Origin of the sequence: Vibrio sp. TBV020, assembly GCF_046056895.1 — a bacterium.
Taxonomy (GTDB): Bacteria; Pseudomonadota; Gammaproteobacteria; order Enterobacterales; family Vibrionaceae; genus Vibrio.
The window spans coordinates 995,301-1,012,498 of record NZ_JBEEAQ010000003.1 but is presented as its reverse complement, the minus strand read 5'-3'; the positions used below and the strand labels follow the sequence as shown (position 1 = coordinate 1,012,498).

Annotated in this window: 14 protein-coding genes; 9 read left to right on the top strand and 5 right to left on the bottom strand. The window is 43.9% G+C overall.

Translation table 11 applies throughout. The features are described from left to right. Positions 1-198: 198 nt before the first annotated feature. The gene (pgm, locus tag AAFX28_RS12590; protein ID WP_408688101.1) at positions 199-1,845 is read right to left on the bottom strand and encodes a phosphoglucomutase (alpha-D-glucose-1,6-bisphosphate-dependent); all 1,647 of its coding nucleotides are present in this window, start codon (positions 1,843-1,845) and stop codon (positions 199-201) included. Between the two features lie 90 nt (positions 1,846-1,935). Continuing rightward, on the bottom strand, positions 1,936-2,481 hold the full coding sequence (gene seqA / locus AAFX28_RS12585) for a replication initiation negative regulator SeqA (RefSeq protein ID WP_408688100.1): 546 nt from the start codon (positions 2,479-2,481) through the stop codon (positions 1,936-1,938). Positions 2,482-2,573: 92 nt separating this feature from the next. Here seqA and AAFX28_RS12580 point away from each other — a divergent pair, with 92 nt between their 5' ends. The 3 genes from AAFX28_RS12580 (at position 2,574) to fldA (ending at position 4,229) form a co-directional block, all read left to right on the top strand. After that, positions 2,574-3,338: an alpha/beta fold hydrolase gene (locus tag AAFX28_RS12580; RefSeq protein WP_408688098.1), complete on the top strand. Its 765-nt coding sequence runs from the start codon at positions 2,574-2,576 to the stop codon at positions 3,336-3,338. Between the two features lie 93 nt (positions 3,339-3,431). Continuing rightward, on the top strand, positions 3,432-3,653 hold the full coding sequence (locus tag AAFX28_RS12575; protein ID WP_004413180.1) for a DUF2788 domain-containing protein: 222 nt from the start codon (positions 3,432-3,434) through the stop codon (positions 3,651-3,653). Between the two features lie 42 nt (positions 3,654-3,695). Continuing rightward, the gene (gene fldA, locus AAFX28_RS12570) at positions 3,696-4,229 is read left to right on the top strand and encodes a flavodoxin FldA (RefSeq protein ID WP_272786581.1); all 534 of its coding nucleotides are present in this window, start codon (positions 3,696-3,698) and stop codon (positions 4,227-4,229) included. Between the two features lie 73 nt (positions 4,230-4,302). Here the strand turns inward: fldA and AAFX28_RS12565 are convergent, their stop codons facing one another. Next, positions 4,303-4,803 (bottom strand): DUF4442 domain-containing protein, encoded by a 501-nt coding sequence (locus AAFX28_RS12565; RefSeq protein WP_408688096.1) that lies wholly within the window; start codon positions 4,801-4,803, stop codon positions 4,303-4,305. 202 nt (positions 4,804-5,005) lie between these two features. On the opposite strand from AAFX28_RS12565, the gene fcrX reads away from it, so the two are divergent. Further along, positions 5,006-5,455 (top strand): ferric iron uptake transcriptional regulator FcrX, encoded by a 450-nt coding sequence (gene fcrX, locus AAFX28_RS12560; protein ID WP_408688094.1) that lies wholly within the window; start codon positions 5,006-5,008, stop codon positions 5,453-5,455. Between the two features lie 109 nt (positions 5,456-5,564). Here the strand turns inward: fcrX and glnS are convergent, their stop codons facing one another. Both glnS and nagE read right to left on the bottom strand, forming a co-directional pair. Then, complete coding sequence (glnS, locus tag AAFX28_RS12555; protein WP_408688092.1) at positions 5,565-7,235, bottom strand: glutamine--tRNA ligase; 1,671 nt, start codon at positions 7,233-7,235, stop codon at positions 5,565-5,567. 247 nt (positions 7,236-7,482) lie between these two features. Continuing rightward, a complete protein-coding gene (gene nagE, locus AAFX28_RS12550; protein WP_408688090.1) occupies positions 7,483-9,057 on the bottom strand; it encodes an N-acetylglucosamine-specific PTS transporter subunit IIBC in 1,575 nt (524 codons plus the stop codon). A gap of 482 nt (positions 9,058-9,539) precedes the next feature. On the opposite strand from nagE, the gene nagA reads away from it, so the two are divergent. The 5 genes from nagA to AAFX28_RS12525 all read left to right on the top strand — a co-directional run bounded on the left by nagA (position 9,540) and on the right by AAFX28_RS12525 (position 17,143). After that, positions 9,540-10,676 (top strand): N-acetylglucosamine-6-phosphate deacetylase, encoded by a 1,137-nt coding sequence (gene nagA / locus AAFX28_RS12545; protein ID WP_408688089.1) that lies wholly within the window; start codon positions 9,540-9,542, stop codon positions 10,674-10,676. Positions 10,677-10,678: 2 nt separating this feature from the next. After that, positions 10,679-11,893: an ROK family protein gene (locus tag AAFX28_RS12540; protein ID WP_408688087.1), complete on the top strand. Its 1,215-nt coding sequence runs from the start codon at positions 10,679-10,681 to the stop codon at positions 11,891-11,893. Positions 11,894-11,979: 86 nt separating this feature from the next. Then, positions 11,980-13,569, top strand: a complete 1,590-nt coding sequence (locus AAFX28_RS12535; protein WP_408688086.1) for a cation:proton antiporter — start codon at positions 11,980-11,982, stop codon at positions 13,567-13,569. A gap of 222 nt (positions 13,570-13,791) precedes the next feature. After that, positions 13,792-15,456, top strand: coding sequence for an asparagine synthase B (gene asnB, locus AAFX28_RS12530; RefSeq protein ID WP_408688084.1), 1,665 nt, complete (start codon positions 13,792-13,794; stop codon positions 15,454-15,456). Positions 15,457-15,751: 295 nt separating this feature from the next. After that, complete coding sequence (locus AAFX28_RS12525) at positions 15,752-17,143, top strand: peptide MFS transporter (protein WP_408688083.1); 1,392 nt, start codon at positions 15,752-15,754, stop codon at positions 17,141-17,143. The last annotated feature ends 55 nt before the right edge of the window (positions 17,144-17,198 follow it).

The following is a 17,198-nucleotide window of genomic DNA, read 5'->3' as shown; positions in this document are numbered from 1 at the left end:
GAGCGAAGCATGAGCGAAGCATGAGCGAGTTGGGGATCTCTTCAAGCGAAAAGAAAATGGTATGAGATTCCTTACTCGTTCATTCTTCTCTCTAAGGAATGACAAGTTATTCCCCTTAGGGAGAAGGCCAGTGCTAACTTCCAAATAAAAAAGGGCCGACATAATGTCAGCCCTTGATAAGAGATTTAGCAGTATGAATTACAGGCCTGCGTTAGCAAATACCTGATTTACGATCTCTTGCGCTTCCGCTTCAATTTGCTTTAAGTGCTCAGCACCTTTAAAGCTCTCACAGTAGATCTTGTAAATATCTTCTGTACCAGATGGACGTGCAGCAAACCAACCGTTCTCTGTCGTCACCTTAAGACCACCAATTGCAGCGCCATTACCAGGAGCATGAGTTAAACGAGCTGTAATCGCATCACCCGCTAAAGTTTCAGCGGTTACCATCTCGGCTGATAGCTTCTTCAGTACCTCTTTTTGCGGGCCATTCGCCACAGCTTGAATACGGTTGTATTCAGAAGCACCATGCTTTGCAGCCAGCTCTTCATAGTAATCTTGAGGGTTCTTACCTGTTACCGCTGTAATTTCAGCAGCGAGTAGACATAGAATGATGCCATCTTTATCCGTTGACCAAGGCGTACCATCTTTACGTAGGAAAGAAGCGCCTGCCGACTCTTCACCACCAAAACCGAATTTACCCTCGTAAAGACCATCAACGAACCACTTGAAGCCTACAGGTACTTCACAAAGCTCACGGCCAAGATCGGCTACCACACGGTCGATTAGTGCGCTTGAAACTAGCGTCTTACCCACTGCTACATCTTCACCCCAACCTTCACGGTTACGATATAGGTAATCAATACATACCGCTAGGAAGTGATTTGGGTTCATCAAGCCTTTTGGCGTCACGATACCGTGGCGGTCATAATCTGGGTCATTACCAAACGCTAGATCATACTCATCTTTTAGCGCCAGCAACCCAGCCATTGCGTACGGAGATGAACAGTCCATACGAACCACACCATCTTTATCTAGCGACATAAACTGGAACGATGGATCAATTGCTTCGCTTACCAATGTAAGATCAAGATTGTACGCTTGACCAATTTGGCGCCAATAATCGATACCACTACCGCCTAGTGGATCGACACCAAGCTTAAGGCCAGATTTTTGGATCGCTTCCATATCAATAACATTCACTAGGTCATCAATATATGGCTTAACCAGATCAAGTTCTTTAAACAAGTCAGATGCTTTCGCTTGGTCAAGTGGCATACGTTTTACGCCTTGAAGACCTTCAGCGATTAGTACGTTAGCGCGATCTTGAATAGCTTGTGTTAGTTCACCTTCAGCAGGACCACCGTGTGTTGGGTTGTATTTGATACCGCCGTCTTGTGGTGGATTGTGCGATGGAGTAATTACAATGCCATCTGCTTTTTCATCATGCTTAAGGTTGTGGGTCAAAATAGCGTGTGAAACACCCGGAGTTGGAGTATAGCCATTGTCTTGTTGAACAATCACTTGTACACCGTTAGCAATAAGAACTTCAACAACAGTTGAAAAAGCAGGCTCTGACAAAGCATGCGTATCTTTACCTACAAACAGTGGCCCCGTCGTACCCTTTGCTGCGCGTACTTCTGCAACTGCTTGAGCAATCGCTAAAATGTGGTGTTCATTAAACGTTGATTTATCCGCTGTACCACGGTGACCAGATGTACCGAATTCTACTTTATGATCTGAGTTCGATGGGTCTGGTTGAAGTAGGAAGTAGTTTGCGACGAGGGCTGGAATATTGTGTAGGTCTTGCTGCTGAGCTTTTTCTCCCGCTCGTGGGTGTATAGCCATTTTGACATCCTTTCTTAAAATTATTAGAAATAAAAAAACCTCATAATACGTTATGTAAACAGTACATTATGAGGTTTAAATCAGAATTCTTTAAATTGAGTTGGTGACCTTCTCAATTAAGTCTGATGGGAAGTTCATCCTTGCCATCAGTTGGTCAACCATCTGCCTCTTACGGCTAGTGTTGTTATTGGTGATAACCCAAAACGGCGAGCCCGGAATTGCCTTTGGCTTAGTCGTGTTACCGTTAGCCAATAGTGTCTGCTCATTATCTGCAAAGTAAACGCGCTTGCGGCCTTTTACTTGCGTCGCTTCAGAGAAATCACTCGGGTTAATGTGATGCAGTGTCGCTAGAACCAGCATAAAACGATCAATCGCTTTCTTAAGGCCTGCAAATTCGTCAGAAATAAGCAGCGAGCGCATTTCTTTCACACTATCTACAGACTCTTCTTTAATTGCATCTTTGCTAACCACTACACCTTTTGGTTGCGCCATAACCTGCGGCTGTGCTGCTGGAGCAGGAGCTTTAGCGTCTGTCATTAATAGACGACGTAAAATGTCCGAAGCACTTTCACCGATGTCCTGGGTTTGACTTGCGATGTAACGGTATAGATCCTCATCAACCTCAATTGTTTTCATTCGCTTTTCACAATCTCTATGTTTAAACTCTGGGGGATTATAGCGAGATCTTTAAAGAGACTCTACGGTTTACCTGTAACGAATAGAATAAAATGTCACATCTGCTCAACTATAAAGTCGAAGGTGAGGGTCACACCATTGTTCTGATCCATGGATTATTTGGAAACTTAGATAACTTAGGCTTGCTCGCGAGAGATCTAAAAAAAGATCATCAAGTCGTTAGTATTGACCTACGTAATCACGGCCTTTCACTGCATAGTGATGAACACAACTATGCTGCGATGGCGCAAGATGTTCTTGACCTAATTCAACACCTAGGACTAGCGCAATACACAATTGTAGGCCATTCAATGGGCGGTAAAGTTGCAATGAAACTGGCTGACAATGACCGAGACAACATTGCCAAGCTGCTAGTACTCGATATGGCGCCAGTTAAATACACGCAAAGTCGTCACGACAACGTATTCGATGGACTAAAAGCCGTTATGGCCCAAAAGCCTGCCAATCGAAAACAAGCCCTAGAGATCTTATCTGAACATATCGAGCTTGAAGGTGTTAGGCAGTTTCTTAGTAAGTCACTGTTTAACAATGGTGAGCACTTAGCGTGGCGCTTTAATGTAAATAGCCTTTGGGACAACTACCGGCATATCCTAGGCTGGGAGCCTATTACACCTATTGCAACCCCAACCTTGTTTATTAAGGGTGGTGATTCTGATTACTTGACGGCTGAACACCAAGGGGAAGTACAAAAGCAGTTCTCAAATGCTAAAGCCCATGTTATTGCCAATACTGGCCATTGGCTCCATGCTGAAAAGCCCGCTGAAGTGCTGCGCGCTATTCGTAAGTTCATCGCCTAAAAGAGAATGAGAGATCTGTAACGCTATGGCCGTTAACTTTATTGGTTAACAGTGGTATAGTTCCGCGCAAGTAATTTGGCATAAAGGGATCCCATGCTTTACGACTACATGAACATGCTCGAGTCAATTGGTCTCGATCTTCTTTTTGCGTCTATCTTTTTCTTAATTGGTATGGCAATAAAAGATGTCTTAAAAGCGGGTAACGTCCCCCCTTTCGGTCGTCGCATTGTATGGTTAGTCCTGTTCCTTGGCTGTGCTGGTTTTATTGCTAAAGGCATTATTCAGCTTAGTTGGGAAGGTGGTGGTATCGGTTGATAAACCGGTCTCACAGCAGAAAATAGTAAAGGTAACGAATCTATGGCAAGTGTAGGCATCTTCTTTGGTAGCGATACAGGTAACACTGAAGCCGTTGCAAAGATGATTCAAAAGCAACTAGGTAAACAACTAGTTCACGTTCAAGACATTGCAAAAAGCAGCAAAGAAGATATCGATAATTTCGATCTTCTGCTTCTAGGTATCCCAACTTGGTACTATGGTGAAGCGCAATGTGACTGGGATGACTTCTTCCCTGAACTTGAGCAAATCGACTTCTCAACTAAGCTAGTAGCAATCTTTGGTTGTGGTGACCAGGAAGATTACGCTGAATACTTCTGTGATGCGATGGGCACGGTTCGTGACATCGTTGAAGCGAAAGGCGGCACTATCCTAGGTTACACTTCAACAGAAGGCTACGAATTCGAAGCATCGAAAGGTCTTGTTGAGGGCGACGACAGCCAGTTTGTTGGTCTGTGTATTGACGAAGATCGTCAACCTGAACTAACTGAAGAGCGCGTGAACAGCTGGTGTAAGCAAATCCACGAAGAGATGTGCTTAGCTGAACTAGAAGACTAATATTTCTAGTACCTCAATAGAAAAACCTCCCTATGGGAGGTTTTTTTGTATCTTATCCAACACAGCTTTATGCCTAAGCCAGCTGCTCTTCACTCTCTTCTCGATACTTTGGCTTTTTGCGTACATAAAGTTTGCGCTGCACTTCAGACACCACAGTGCCATTCTTGTCTTTCACATATGTGATAAATTCAGGGAAGCACTTATCCCCGTTTGCCGTTTGATTAAGAATGTCTTGTAACTTATCTTGACTCACAACAAACTCAGCAAAAAGGTCACTCTGCCCAGGTTTAATAAAGTTGATGCTCGCCTCTTTATCCCATACGTAGTATTGCTCTCCCAGAATGCCCATTAACATTAATGAGTAAACTGGGTCAGTCAGCGAGAAGATGCTCCCTCCATACTGGGTACGGTTCGCGTTCTTATTCCACCAACGTAACTTCAGCCGCATTTGAACTTCACGAAAATCATCACTGATCGACAAGATTTTAATCCCTGCTCCCCAAAATGGAGGCCAAATGTTGAGGGCAAATTTAACAATGTTAGGTTTGTATATTCTCGCTAATGACTTATTCATCCTCAGTCCCGAAGTCCTTATCTCCTTTAGATGTTAACATATTGTAACTGGTCGGATGTCGTATATCAGTGACATCGCACTACTTTATAAAAAAATAGTAGTAACCCCTTGAAGTTCGTGGTTTATTGTTATTGTGTAGTACCCTATAATGATAGGAATATTGGATTCTGTTAATTACTGCAGCTCATCAACAGGAAAGTATATGTCAGACAATAACCAAGCGCTAAAGGATGCTGGTCTTAAAGTTACCCTTCCAAGACTGAAAATTTTAGAAGTACTACAGCAACCGGACTGCCAACATATCAGTGCTGAAGAACTGTATAAGAAGCTGATCGATTTAGGTGAAGAAATCGGTCTAGCGACCGTTTATCGTGTATTAAACCAATTTGATGATGCAGGTATTGTGACTCGCCACCATTTCGAAGGTGGAAAATCAGTGTTTGAATTATCAACTCAGCATCACCATGACCATCTAGTATGTCTAGATTGTGGTGAGGTAATCGAGTTTTCTGATGACATCATCGAAGAACGTCAAAAAGAAATCGCTGAAAAATACAATGTGACGCTTACTAACCACAGCCTTTACCTTTACGGCAAATGTGGTGACGGAAGCTGTAAAGATAACCCTGACGCTCACAAGCCGAAGAAGTAATCTTAGAAAGAAAGCGCCTAAGCTCAATGGGCGCTTTTCTTTTATCTACAGGGTTTAGATACAAAAATGCCAGTCATATGACTGGCATTTTTCATTTTAGCGGATTCGTTTACTTAGCTTCAATTTTAGCCCAAGTATCACGAAGACCAACAGTGCGGTTAAACACTAGTGCATCTGCTTTAGAGTCTTTTGCATCAGCACAGAAGTAACCCATACGCTCAAACTGGAAACCAGCCTCTGCTTCTGCATTTGCTAGGCTTGGCTCAACAAAGCCATTTAGCTTAACAAGAGAATCAGGGTTAATCGTCTCTGCAAAGTTATCCGCAGCCGCTGGATTAGGCACTGTAAATAGGCGATCGTACAAACGAATCTCTGCAGGAAGACCTTTATCAGCTGAAACCCAATGGATAACACCTTTTACTTTACGACCATCCGCAGGGTTCTTGCCTAGTGTTTCGTTATCGTAAGTACAGAAGATAGTCGTGATGTTGCCTTCAGCATCTTTCTCGATACGCTCAGCTTTGATCACATATGCACCACGTAGGCGAACTTCTTTACCTAGAACAAGACGCTTGTACTTCTTGTTCGCTTCTTCACGGAAGTCTTCACGTTCAATCCATACTTCACGAGTAAATGGTACTTCACGCTCACCCATTTCAGGTTTGTTCGGGTGGTTTGCTACAGTTAGTGACTCAACCTTACCTTCCTCGAAGTTTTCAATAACGATCTTAACTGGATCAAGTACCGCCATTGCACGAGGTGCGTTTTCGTTCAAGTCATCACGAATACAAGACTCTAGTGAGCCCATTTCAATCATGTTGTCTTGCTTAGTCACACCGATGCGCTTACAGAATTCACGAATAGACGCAGAAGTAAAACCACGACGACGTAGGCCTGAGATAGTAGGCATACGAGGGTCATCCCAACCGTCGACTAATTTCTCAGTCACTAGTTGGTTTAGCTTACGCTTAGACATTACCGTGTATTCTAGGTTCAGACGGCTGAACTCGTACTGACGAGGCTGACAATCAATAGTAATGTTGTCTAGAACCCAATCATATAGGCGACGGTTGTCTTGGAATTCAAGCGTACAAATAGAGTGCGTAATGCCTTCTAGTGCATCCGAGATACAGTGGGTGAAGTCATACATTGGGTAAATGCACCACTTATCACCTGTTTGGTGATGTTCTGCAAAACGAACGCGATATAGAACTGGATCACGCAGCACGATGAAAGAAGACGCTAGGTCAATCTTTGCACGTAGACACGCTTTACCTTCTTCAAAGCCACCATCACGCATCTTTTCAAATAGCGCTAGGTTCTCTTCTGGCGTACGGTCACGGTACGGGCTTGGCTTACCAGGTTCGGTAAGTGTTCCACGGTACTCGCGGATCTGCTCAGGACTTAGCTCTTCAACGTACGCTAAGCCTTTGTTAATTAATTCCACTGCGTAGCCGTATAGCTTGTCGAAGTAGTTTGATGAGTAACATACATCACCACTCCACTCGAAGCCCAACCAGCTCACATCATTCTTAATTGACTCAACGTATTCAACGTCTTCTTTTTCTGGGTTAGTGTCATCAAAACGTAGATTACACTGGCCCTGGTAGTCCTGAGCAATACCAAAGTTCAAGCAAATTGACTTAGCGTGACCGATATGCAGATAACCGTTTGGCTCTGGCGGGAAACGAGTATGCACGCTTGTGTGTGTACCATCCGCTAAATCTTTATCGATGATTTGGCGAATGAAATTCGATGGACGAGCCTCAGCTTCACTCATCTATAGCACCTCAATTGTTGTAGTATTGTTCAGATAATTCTTTACTTTGACGACATCAGTAACCGTCAAGTACATAACGTCTAATGATCCACAATTATGGTGGATTACACAACAATATCTCGACTGAAAACACTTTTTTTTTCATTGTCTGGTTAAGAAGCTAGCATTGTTCCCCCAACCTAAAGCTCCAAACGTAAAAAAGCCTCCCGAAGGAGGCTTTTATCACTTACTTATTAACAAGTCGTTACTAAGGAAGTTTTACATCAGATAGGTCTTCGTTAGCACCGATTGCTTTCATTTCGCCAGCAACGATTTCAGCTAGAGGACCAAGGATAACTTGAAGGTTGTTCTCGCCTAGTTTAACAACACCTTTCGCACCAAGCTTCTTAAGTACTACTTCGTCAGCTACAGAGCGGTCTTTTAGAGTAAGACGTAGACGAGTGATACAAGCGTCGATTGAAGTTAGGTTGTCGTGACCACCTAGAGCTTTTAGGTATTGACGCGCTAGGTCGCCGTTCTTCGCTTCACCTGCAGGAGCTGCGCCAGCTTCTTCGTCGTCATCTTCACGACCTGGAGATTTCAGGTTGAATGCGCGGATAGCGAACGAGAATGTGAAGAAGTATAGAGCACCGAAGCCTAGACCGATTAGTAGTAGAGTTACAGGCTTAGTTGCTAGACCCCAGTTCAGGATGAAGTCGATTAGACCAGCAGAGAAACCGAAGCCGTGTAGCGTACCAAACATGTTAGCAACAACTAGAGATAGACCAGTGAATACAGCGTGCATTGCGTATAGAGCTGGAGCTAGGAATACGAACATGAATTCTAGTGGCTCTGTGATACCTGTTAGGAATGAACAGAAACCTACTGAGAATAGTGCACCACCAACTTGGCTACGTTTTTCAGCTGGAGCTGCTAGGTACATAGCTAGAGCTGCACCAGGTAGACCGAACATCATTACAGGGAAGAAGCCGTTCATGAATACGCCAGCAGACTTGTCGCCGCCGAAGTAACGGTGTAGGTCACCAGATTTAACTGTTTCAGTTACTTCTTTAACAGTTGCAGTGATTTCTGGAGTTACAGAGTTAGCGAATTCGAATGTGTGTGATTGACCAGCAACAAGAGTCTTAGCTAGAGCTGGGTCTACACAAAGCTGTTGTAGAGCAGGAAGAGCTTGACCAGCAGCTTGAGCACCAGTAACTAGAACTTCTTGACACGTACCCATACCGAACCAGAAGTAAGAGTTAAGAACGTGGTGAAGACCTACAGGGATAAGTGCACGGTTAAGAGTACCGTAAACAAACTGACCAATTGCACCTGAAGTAGAAACAGCGTGTGCTAGTGCGTCAAGACCGCCTTGGATAGTTGGCCATACAACACCAGAAACAGCACCTGCTACTAGCGCGAATAGACCAGCCATGATTGGTACTAGACGTTTGCCAGAGAAGAATGCCAACCACTCAGGAAGACGTGTAGCATGGAAAGCGTTGTAAGAGTGACCAGCAATGATACCAGCGATGATACCACCAAAGAATGACATGTTAACGTCAGCGTTGATTGTTGTTGCTGTCGCTGTTAGTACGAAGTACGCAACCGCGCCAGCTAGGCCAGCAGCACCTTGACCGTCTTTAGAAAGACCAATCGCGATACCTAGACCGAATAGAAGAGGTAGTTGACCGAAGATAGCACCACCAGCTTGCGCCATGAATGGGATATCAAGAAGGTCACCTTGACCTAAACGTAGTAAGAGCGCCGCAACTGGAAGCGTTGCGATAGGTAGCATAAGAGCTTTACCTAGCTTTTGCGCATATCCAAGAATATTCACCTTAAGTTCCCCCTATAGGATTTTGTATTTTGGTTGAGCTACTTTTTTTAGCCGCTCAATTTAGTCCTGTTCAGTTTATGATATTAATTTTGCTCCGCAAATTAAAACCTCACCATTTGTGATCCTAATCACCAGAAACTGCCAATATCCGAGGTTTTTGCTAGCGAGATCATAAAACTTATTTTACAATCCAAAAAAATAGCAATCATTAGAGTGAAATCGAGTTACTCTTATCTAACAGAAATAGGCCGTGAGTGTTGCTAGATCTAGCATCAAGCAAGGTTCGGGGATATTCCCAAACCTCTAGTGAACTCAATAGCAGCCAGAGCTAACATCGATTTTAGACGACTCATTTTTCCGTTTGCTAAAGATATTTTGCGACCTAATTGAAGGCTACAAATAAAGTACTGCTTTTCGTTGAGCTCACTTCATTTAGGCGGCTAAAAAGTATTAAGAATCTAACCTATAAGGATTAGCTAACCATGTATGCGCTAACTAACTGTAAAATCTTTACCGGCAGCGACGTCCTCGTTGAACATGCTGTTATCATTAACAACAACCTTATTGATGCTGTATGTCCAATCTCGGAGCTACCTGAAGGCATTGAAACTCGAGATCTAAACGGCGCTAACCTTAGCCCAGGTTTCATTGACTTACAGTTAAACGGTTGTGGCGGCGTAATGCTGAATGATGAAATCACAGCTGAAACAATGCAGATCATGCATGAAGCAAACCTAAAGTCTGGCTGTACTAGCTTCCTACCGACTTTGATCACTTCGTCTGACGAAGATATGCGTCAAGCGGTTGCAGCAGCACGTGACTACCACGCTAAATACCAAAACCAATCTCTTGGTTTACACTTAGAAGGTCCTTACCTTAACGTTGCGAAAAAAGGTATTCACAGCGTTGATTTCATCCGCCCTTCGGATGACAGCATGATTGATTTCATGTGTGAGAACGCTGACGTAATCGCAAAAGTAACCCTAGCACCTGAGCACAACGAAGCTGCTCACATTGAGCGTCTAAAACAAGCTGGTATCGTCGTGTCTATTGGTCACACGAATGCAACTTACGCAGAAGCACGCCGTGGCTTCGATGCTGGTATCACATTTGCTACTCACCTATTCAACGCAATGACACCTATGGTTGGCCGTGAGCCAGGCGTTGTAGGCGCGATCTACGATACACAAGACGTATACGCAGGCATCATCGCTGATGGCTTCCACGTTGATTATGCAAATATTCGTATCGCTCACAAAATTAAGGGCGAAAAATTAGTATTAGTGACCGATGCCACAGCTCCTGCAGGCGCTGACATGGATTACTTTATTTTTGTAGGTAAGAAAGTATATTACCGTGATGGTAAGTGTGTTGATGAAAACGGCACACTAGGCGGCTCAGCACTTACAATGATTGAAGCAGTTCAAAATACTGTTGAGCACGTCGGAATCGCTCTGGACGAAGCACTGCGCATGGCTACTCTGTACCCTGCTAAAGCAATTGGTGTTGAAGAGCAACTAGGCCGAGTTAAGAAAGGTATGGTTGCAAACCTCACTGTATTTGATCGTGACTTCAATGTTCAAGCGACAATTGTTAACGGACAATACGAGCAAAATTAAGAATGAATGGCGGACAGATAGGTAACGTAGATTTAGTAAAACAACTAAATAGCGCAGCAGTTTACAGACTCATTGACCAACAAGGGCCTATTTCTAGGATCCAAGTTGCAGACGTCAGTCAACTTGCGCCTGCAAGTGTTACAAAAATAACCCGCCAACTTTTAGAGCGCGGCCTAATTAAAGAGGTCGCGCAGCAAGCTTCTACTGGTGGTCGTCGTGCGATCTCACTCACCACAGAAGTAGAACCGTTTCACTCAGTCGCTATTCGTCTTGGCCGTGACTATATTCAGTTCAGCCTTTACGATTTAGGTGGAAAGGAGCTTGCTGCAGACTACTGTGAGTTTTTCTACACAACTCAAGATGAACTGATTGAAGGCTTACTCACACAGCTCAAGCAGTTTATTCAAACGCATCAAAGCTCAATCAATCAGCTAATCGCCATTGGCGTTACGCTTCCTGGCCTAGTAAACCCAGAAACGGGTGTGGTTGAGTACATGCCAAATATTCCAATCGACAACCTAGCGCTATCTGAGATCATCCATAAGTCTTTCCATGTACAATGTTTCGTTGGCAATGACGTGCGTGGTATGGCACTGGCAGAACACTATTTTGGGGCGAGCCAAGACTGCCAAGACTCTATCCTAGTTAGTGTTCACCGCGGTACTGGTGCTGGTATTATCGTCAATGGTCAGGTGTTCCTTGGGTTCAATCGCAACGTTGGTGAGATTGGCCACATTCAAATTGACCCACTTGGTGAGCAATGTCAGTGTGGAAACTTTGGCTGTTTGGAAACGGTTGCGGCAAACCCTGCTATTGTTGAACGAGTAAATAAACTGATTAAACAAGGTTATGAATCAAGCCTAACGACGCTTGATACCATTAATATCTCTGATGTTTGTGAACACGCTAACTTAGGGGATGAACTTGCGAAACAAAGCTTAGTACGTGTCGGTAACAAGCTAGGTAAAGCAATCGCGATCACTATTAACTTGTTTAACCCGCAAAAAGTGATTATTGCTGGTGATATCACTCAGTGTGAAGACATCGTTTTCCCTGCGATTCGTCGTAACGTAGAAAACCAGTCTCTGACAACTTTCCATAGCGGACTGCCAATTGTCGCTTCTAAAATCGATAAACAGCCAACTCTGGGCGCGTTTGCAATGATTAAGCGAGCAATGCTAAATGGCGTTTTGTTACAAAAATTGTTAGAAGATTAATCTTCTCCCCCAGTAAGCAACTAATTGAGTTAGAATAACGGGCTACGACATGTAGCCCGTTTTTTTTAGGACGAAATAACACACTTATGGAACTCATCTTAATTTCAGCGGCTTTTTTAGCTGGCTTTATTGCGCTCAAGTGCAACCTTCCCCCTTTAGTCGGATTCCTACTGGCCGGTTTTGGCTTGAACGCAATGGGATACCATAGTGACGATACAATCGTTACCTTAGCCGATCTAGGTGTCACCCTACTGCTATTCACTATCGGACTGAAATTAGATATCAAAACCCTGCTCTCCAAAGAGATTTGGGCCGGTGCGACCATCCACAACCTGTTATCAACCGCCATTTTTAGTGTCGCGCTTTTCTGCTTCAAATTCCTAGGTGTCAGCTCTTTAGCAGCAATGTCGATCGATCAAATCGTTTTGCTTGGTTTTGCCCTTTCTTTCTCAAGTACCGTTTTTGCTGTGAAATCTTTACAGGAAAAAGGGGAAATGAATGCGACCTACGGTACCATCGCAATTGGTATCTTGGTCATGCAAGATATCTTTGCCGTAGTATTTTTAACCGCTTCGACAGGAAAGATTCCCGAGTGGTACGCTATCGCTTTATTTGCGCTGCCGTTGTTAAGACCTCTGTTTTTCAAAATGCTGGACTGGGTTGGACATGGCGAGATGCTCGTCTTACTCGGCGTTTTTTTCGCACTAGTTGCAGGTGCCGGTCTGTTTGAACTTGTTGGCATGAAGCCAGACTTAGGTGCCCTTATTTTAGGTATGCTACTCGCCGCTCATAAAAAAGCGTCCGAGCTTTCCAAGTCTCTATTCAATTTAAAAGAACTATTCCTAGTCTGTTTCTTCCTTAACATCGGTCTATCAGCTAGTCCTACGTTATCGGGTTTTGCTTTAGCAATTTTATTCCTATTGCTATTACCTCTAAAAGGCATTCTATACTTCCTCGTGCTAAACACGTTTAAGTTCCGAGTCCGTACGTCACTACTTGCTTCGTTAAGCCTATTCAACTTCAGTGAGTTTGGTCTCATCGTCGGTGGATTAGCATTTAAGATGGGCTGGATGAGTGGTGACATTCTTGTTGCTCTTGCGATTGCTGTATCAATATCGTTTGTGCTAGCTGCGCCTATTAATCGTCATGGACACGCTTTATATCAACGGTCTGGCCGATGGCTACGTGAACATGCGGCTGAAAAACTCAATACTCGCGATCAGCTCATTAATCCTGGCCATGCTCAGGTATTGATTCTAGGTATGGGCCGTATTGGTACCGGTGCCTATGATGAACTTAGACATCGTTACGGCAAGATCAGTTTGGGTATCGAAGTTCGTGAGGATGCAGCTCATCAACATAAAGCCCACGGACGAAATGTTATTTCAGGCGATGCAACCGACCCAGATTTTTGGGAGCGTATCCTAGACACAGCCAATGTAAAACTGGTTCTACTAGCAATGCCACACCACCAAGGTAATCAAATCGCGTTAGAGCAACTTCAGCGTCGTAATTTTAAAGGCCAAATAGCAGCAATCGCAGAGTACCCAGATCAGCTTGATGCTCTGATTGAAGGAGGTGTTGATGCCGCATTCAACATCTATAGTGAGGCAGGCAGTGGCTTCGCCCGCCATGTATGTGAACAATTAAAGCCTGAATTTAACCGAGTAAATTAATCTCAACATTGCGAAACTAAGCCGCTCATTTTGAGCGGCTTTTTTATACTTTGTCTAAATAACCAACAAAACCTAGAATTCATCCACCAAAAAACAATATTAATTAAATTCCATTCACCAATTCGTCGGTATTATTATTTTTTTAATCAAACACGGTTGATTTTTTTAATCAGAATGGCAAATTGAAGTTAGAAAGTTAATGTATTTTTAAAGGGAAGTTGTATGTGTTCGATTTTTGGTATTTTAGACATCAAGAGTGATGCGGAAGCACTACGTCCAGTAGCGTTAGAAATGTCTAAAAAGCTACGCCATCGTGGACCAGACTGGTCTGGGATCTATTCTTCAGAAAAAGCAATTCTAGCGCATGAGCGTCTGGCAATTGTTGGTTTAAACAGTGGTGCTCAGCCACTATACAGCCCTGATAAAAAACACATCCTTGCGGTTAATGGCGAAATCTACAACCACAAAGAAATTCGTGCGCGCTATGAAGGTAAGTACGACTTCCAAACAGACTCAGACTGTGAAGTAATCCTAGCCCTATACCAAGACATGGGTGCAGATCTGCTTGAAGAGCTAAACGGCATCTTCGCATTCGTTCTGTACGATGAAGAAAAAGATGAATACTTAGTTGGTCGTGACCACATCGGTATTATCCCACTTTACCAAGGACATGATGAGCACGGGAACTACTACGTCGCTTCAGAAATGAAAGCGCTTGTTCCTGTATGTAAAACAGTCAGTGAATTTGCACCTGGTTGTTACTACCGTTCAACAGACACTGAGCCACAACGTTACTACATTCGTGACTGGAACGAGTACGCAGCGGTGCAAGGTAACAGCACAAGCAAAGAAGAGCTAACAGAAGCACTAGAAGCTGCAGTTAAACGCCAGTTAATGACTGACGTTCCATATGGTGTTCTTCTTTCTGGTGGTCTCGATTCATCAATTACTTCTGCTGTCGCTAAGCGTTTTGCGGCTATGCGTATCGAAGATGATGAAAAGTCTGAAGCTTGGTGGCCACAATTACACTCTTTCGCTGTAGGCCTGGAAGGTGCACCAGATCTGAAAGCTGCTCGTGAAGTCGCAGACCAAATTGGTACGGTTCACCACGAAATGACCTACACGATTCAAGAAGGTCTAGATGCTATTCGCGACGTTATTTACCATATCGAAACCTACGATGTAACAACCATCCGTGCCTCGACGCCAATGTTCCTGATGGGTCGTAAGATCAAAGCGATGGGTATCAAGATGGTTCTATCAGGCGAAGGTGCGGATGAGATTTTTGGCGGATACTTATACTTCCATAAGGCACCAAACGCTAAAGAATTCCATGAAGAAACAGTACGTAAGCTACTGGCTCTGAACATGTTCGATTGTGCTCGCGCAAACAAATCACTGGCGGCATGGGGTGTTGAAGGACGTGTACCATTCTTAGATAAAGAGTTTATTGATGTAGCAATGCGTCTAAACCCTGAAGATAAGATGTGTGGTAACGGTAAAATGGAGAAACACATTTTACGTGAGTGTTTCGAACACTACCTACCAGAATCAATCGCATGGCGTCAGAAAGAGCAGTTCTCTGACGGCGTAGGTTACAGCTGGATCGACACATTAAAAGAAGTGGCAGAAGCCAAAGTCACTGACCAACAGATGGAAACAGCAGCATTCCGCTTCCCGTACAACACACCAACAACAAAAGAAGGCTACGTATACCGTGAAATCTTCGAAGAGTTGTTCCCACTGCCATCTGCAGCTGAGTGTGTACCAGGAGGCCCTTCTGTAGCATGTTCATCAGCTAAAGCCATTGAGTGGGATGAATCATTCAAAAACATGGCAGACCCATCAGGTCGAGCTGTCCAAAGTGTCCACAACGACGCTTACTAGAGCATCAGTTCCCCAATCTAAAAAGGCACCATCTAGGTGCCTTTTTTATTTCTCCACTAACAATTCATCCAATAAACCTATAGTCGTAACAATTTGGCAATCCCAACTCAATTTTGGAAACTAAGTTTGTAGCACGAACTCAACCCCCATTACGCTCACTATTATTCATTATAATTCAACAAGTTAAACTAAATATTGGAAGTTACTTTTTATTTTGCTCATTTGCAGTCAATTAGTCCAAGGAGTATATGTAGAGAAAAATAAAAAACTGTAATAACTAAGATTAGTAAAACTTATGACAAACCAACATCAACAATTTTTCGGACACCCTAGAGGTCTGTTCCTATTATTTGGAACAGAGTTATGGGAACGCTTCTCCTACTATGCAATGCGCGCCATCTTAGTGCTCTATTTAACAGACGCAACGATGAATGGCGGTTTAGGCTGGTCGACTAAAGATGCTCTAGACCTTTACGGCATCTATACTGGACTTGTTTACATTACCCCAATGATCGGTGGTTACTTGGCCGACAATTACCTAGGTCAACGCCGCTCAATTTTGATTGGTGGTGCTTTAATGGCTATCGGCCAGTTCACACTCGCTTTACCTGCTGACATGATTGGCCTTAGCGTGACACACAGCTTCTACCTTGGTTTGGCTTTGCTCATCATTGGTAATGGTCTGTTTAAGCCAAATATCTCGACTATGGTGGGTGATTTGTACGAAGAGGGTGACAACCGCCGTGATGGTGCGTTCACTATCTTCTACATGGGTATTAACTTAGGCGCACTGATCGCAGGTGTCGCATCTGGTTCAGTTACAAACGAGTTCGGCTGGAAAGCAGGCTTTTTAATTGCAGGTCTGGGTATGTTGATCAGTCTCGTTATGCAGATGACATTGGCTAAATCATGGTTAGGTGACATCGGTGTTGTTCCTGCTGCTACTCGTGATCTAGAGAAAAAGAAATCAGACACTAAACAACCACTGACCAAACAAGAAGTCGATCGCTTAAAGGTCATTCTGGTGATGGGGCTATTCGTAATTGTATTCTGGGCAGGTTTTGAACAAGCTGGCGGCCTGATGAATATTTACACCCAGCAATACACTGACCGCATGATTGGTGGTTTTGAAGTCCCTGCGGCTTGGTTCCAATCGCTGAACCCGTTCTTCATTATTACCCTTGCGCCTGTTCTTGCTGCACTTTGGGTCAAGTTGGGTCCTAAAGAGCCGAACTCTCCAGTAAAATTTGCGCTTGCCCTATTCTTCTTAGCTCTAGGCTTCCTATGTATGGTTGGTGCAGTAATGGAGCAAGGCGGCGATACGACAGTGAAAACATCAATGCTTTGGCTTGTCGGTGCGTTCTTCTTCCATACGCTCGGTGAACTTTGCCTATCACCTATTGGTTTATCGCTTGTCACTAAGCTTGCACCACTTCGTCTTGCATCGCTAATGATGGGTGCGTGGTTTGGCTTCAATGCAATCGCTAACTATGTTGCAGGTCTTATCGGTTCACACGTTGGAGAGTTAGGTGCATTGCCTATCTTCGGCGGTATTGCCATTGCAGCGACCGTATCTGGGGTTATTCTTTTGATGTTCTCAAATACATTGGTACGTTGGATGCACGGAGCTGAAACGCCAATCAGTAATGCTGAACAAGTAGAAGAACAACAAGCACAGGTTGCTTAAAAAGTTCTACAAAAATAAAAACGCCCGACCATTATTGGCCGGGGCGTTTTTCCCT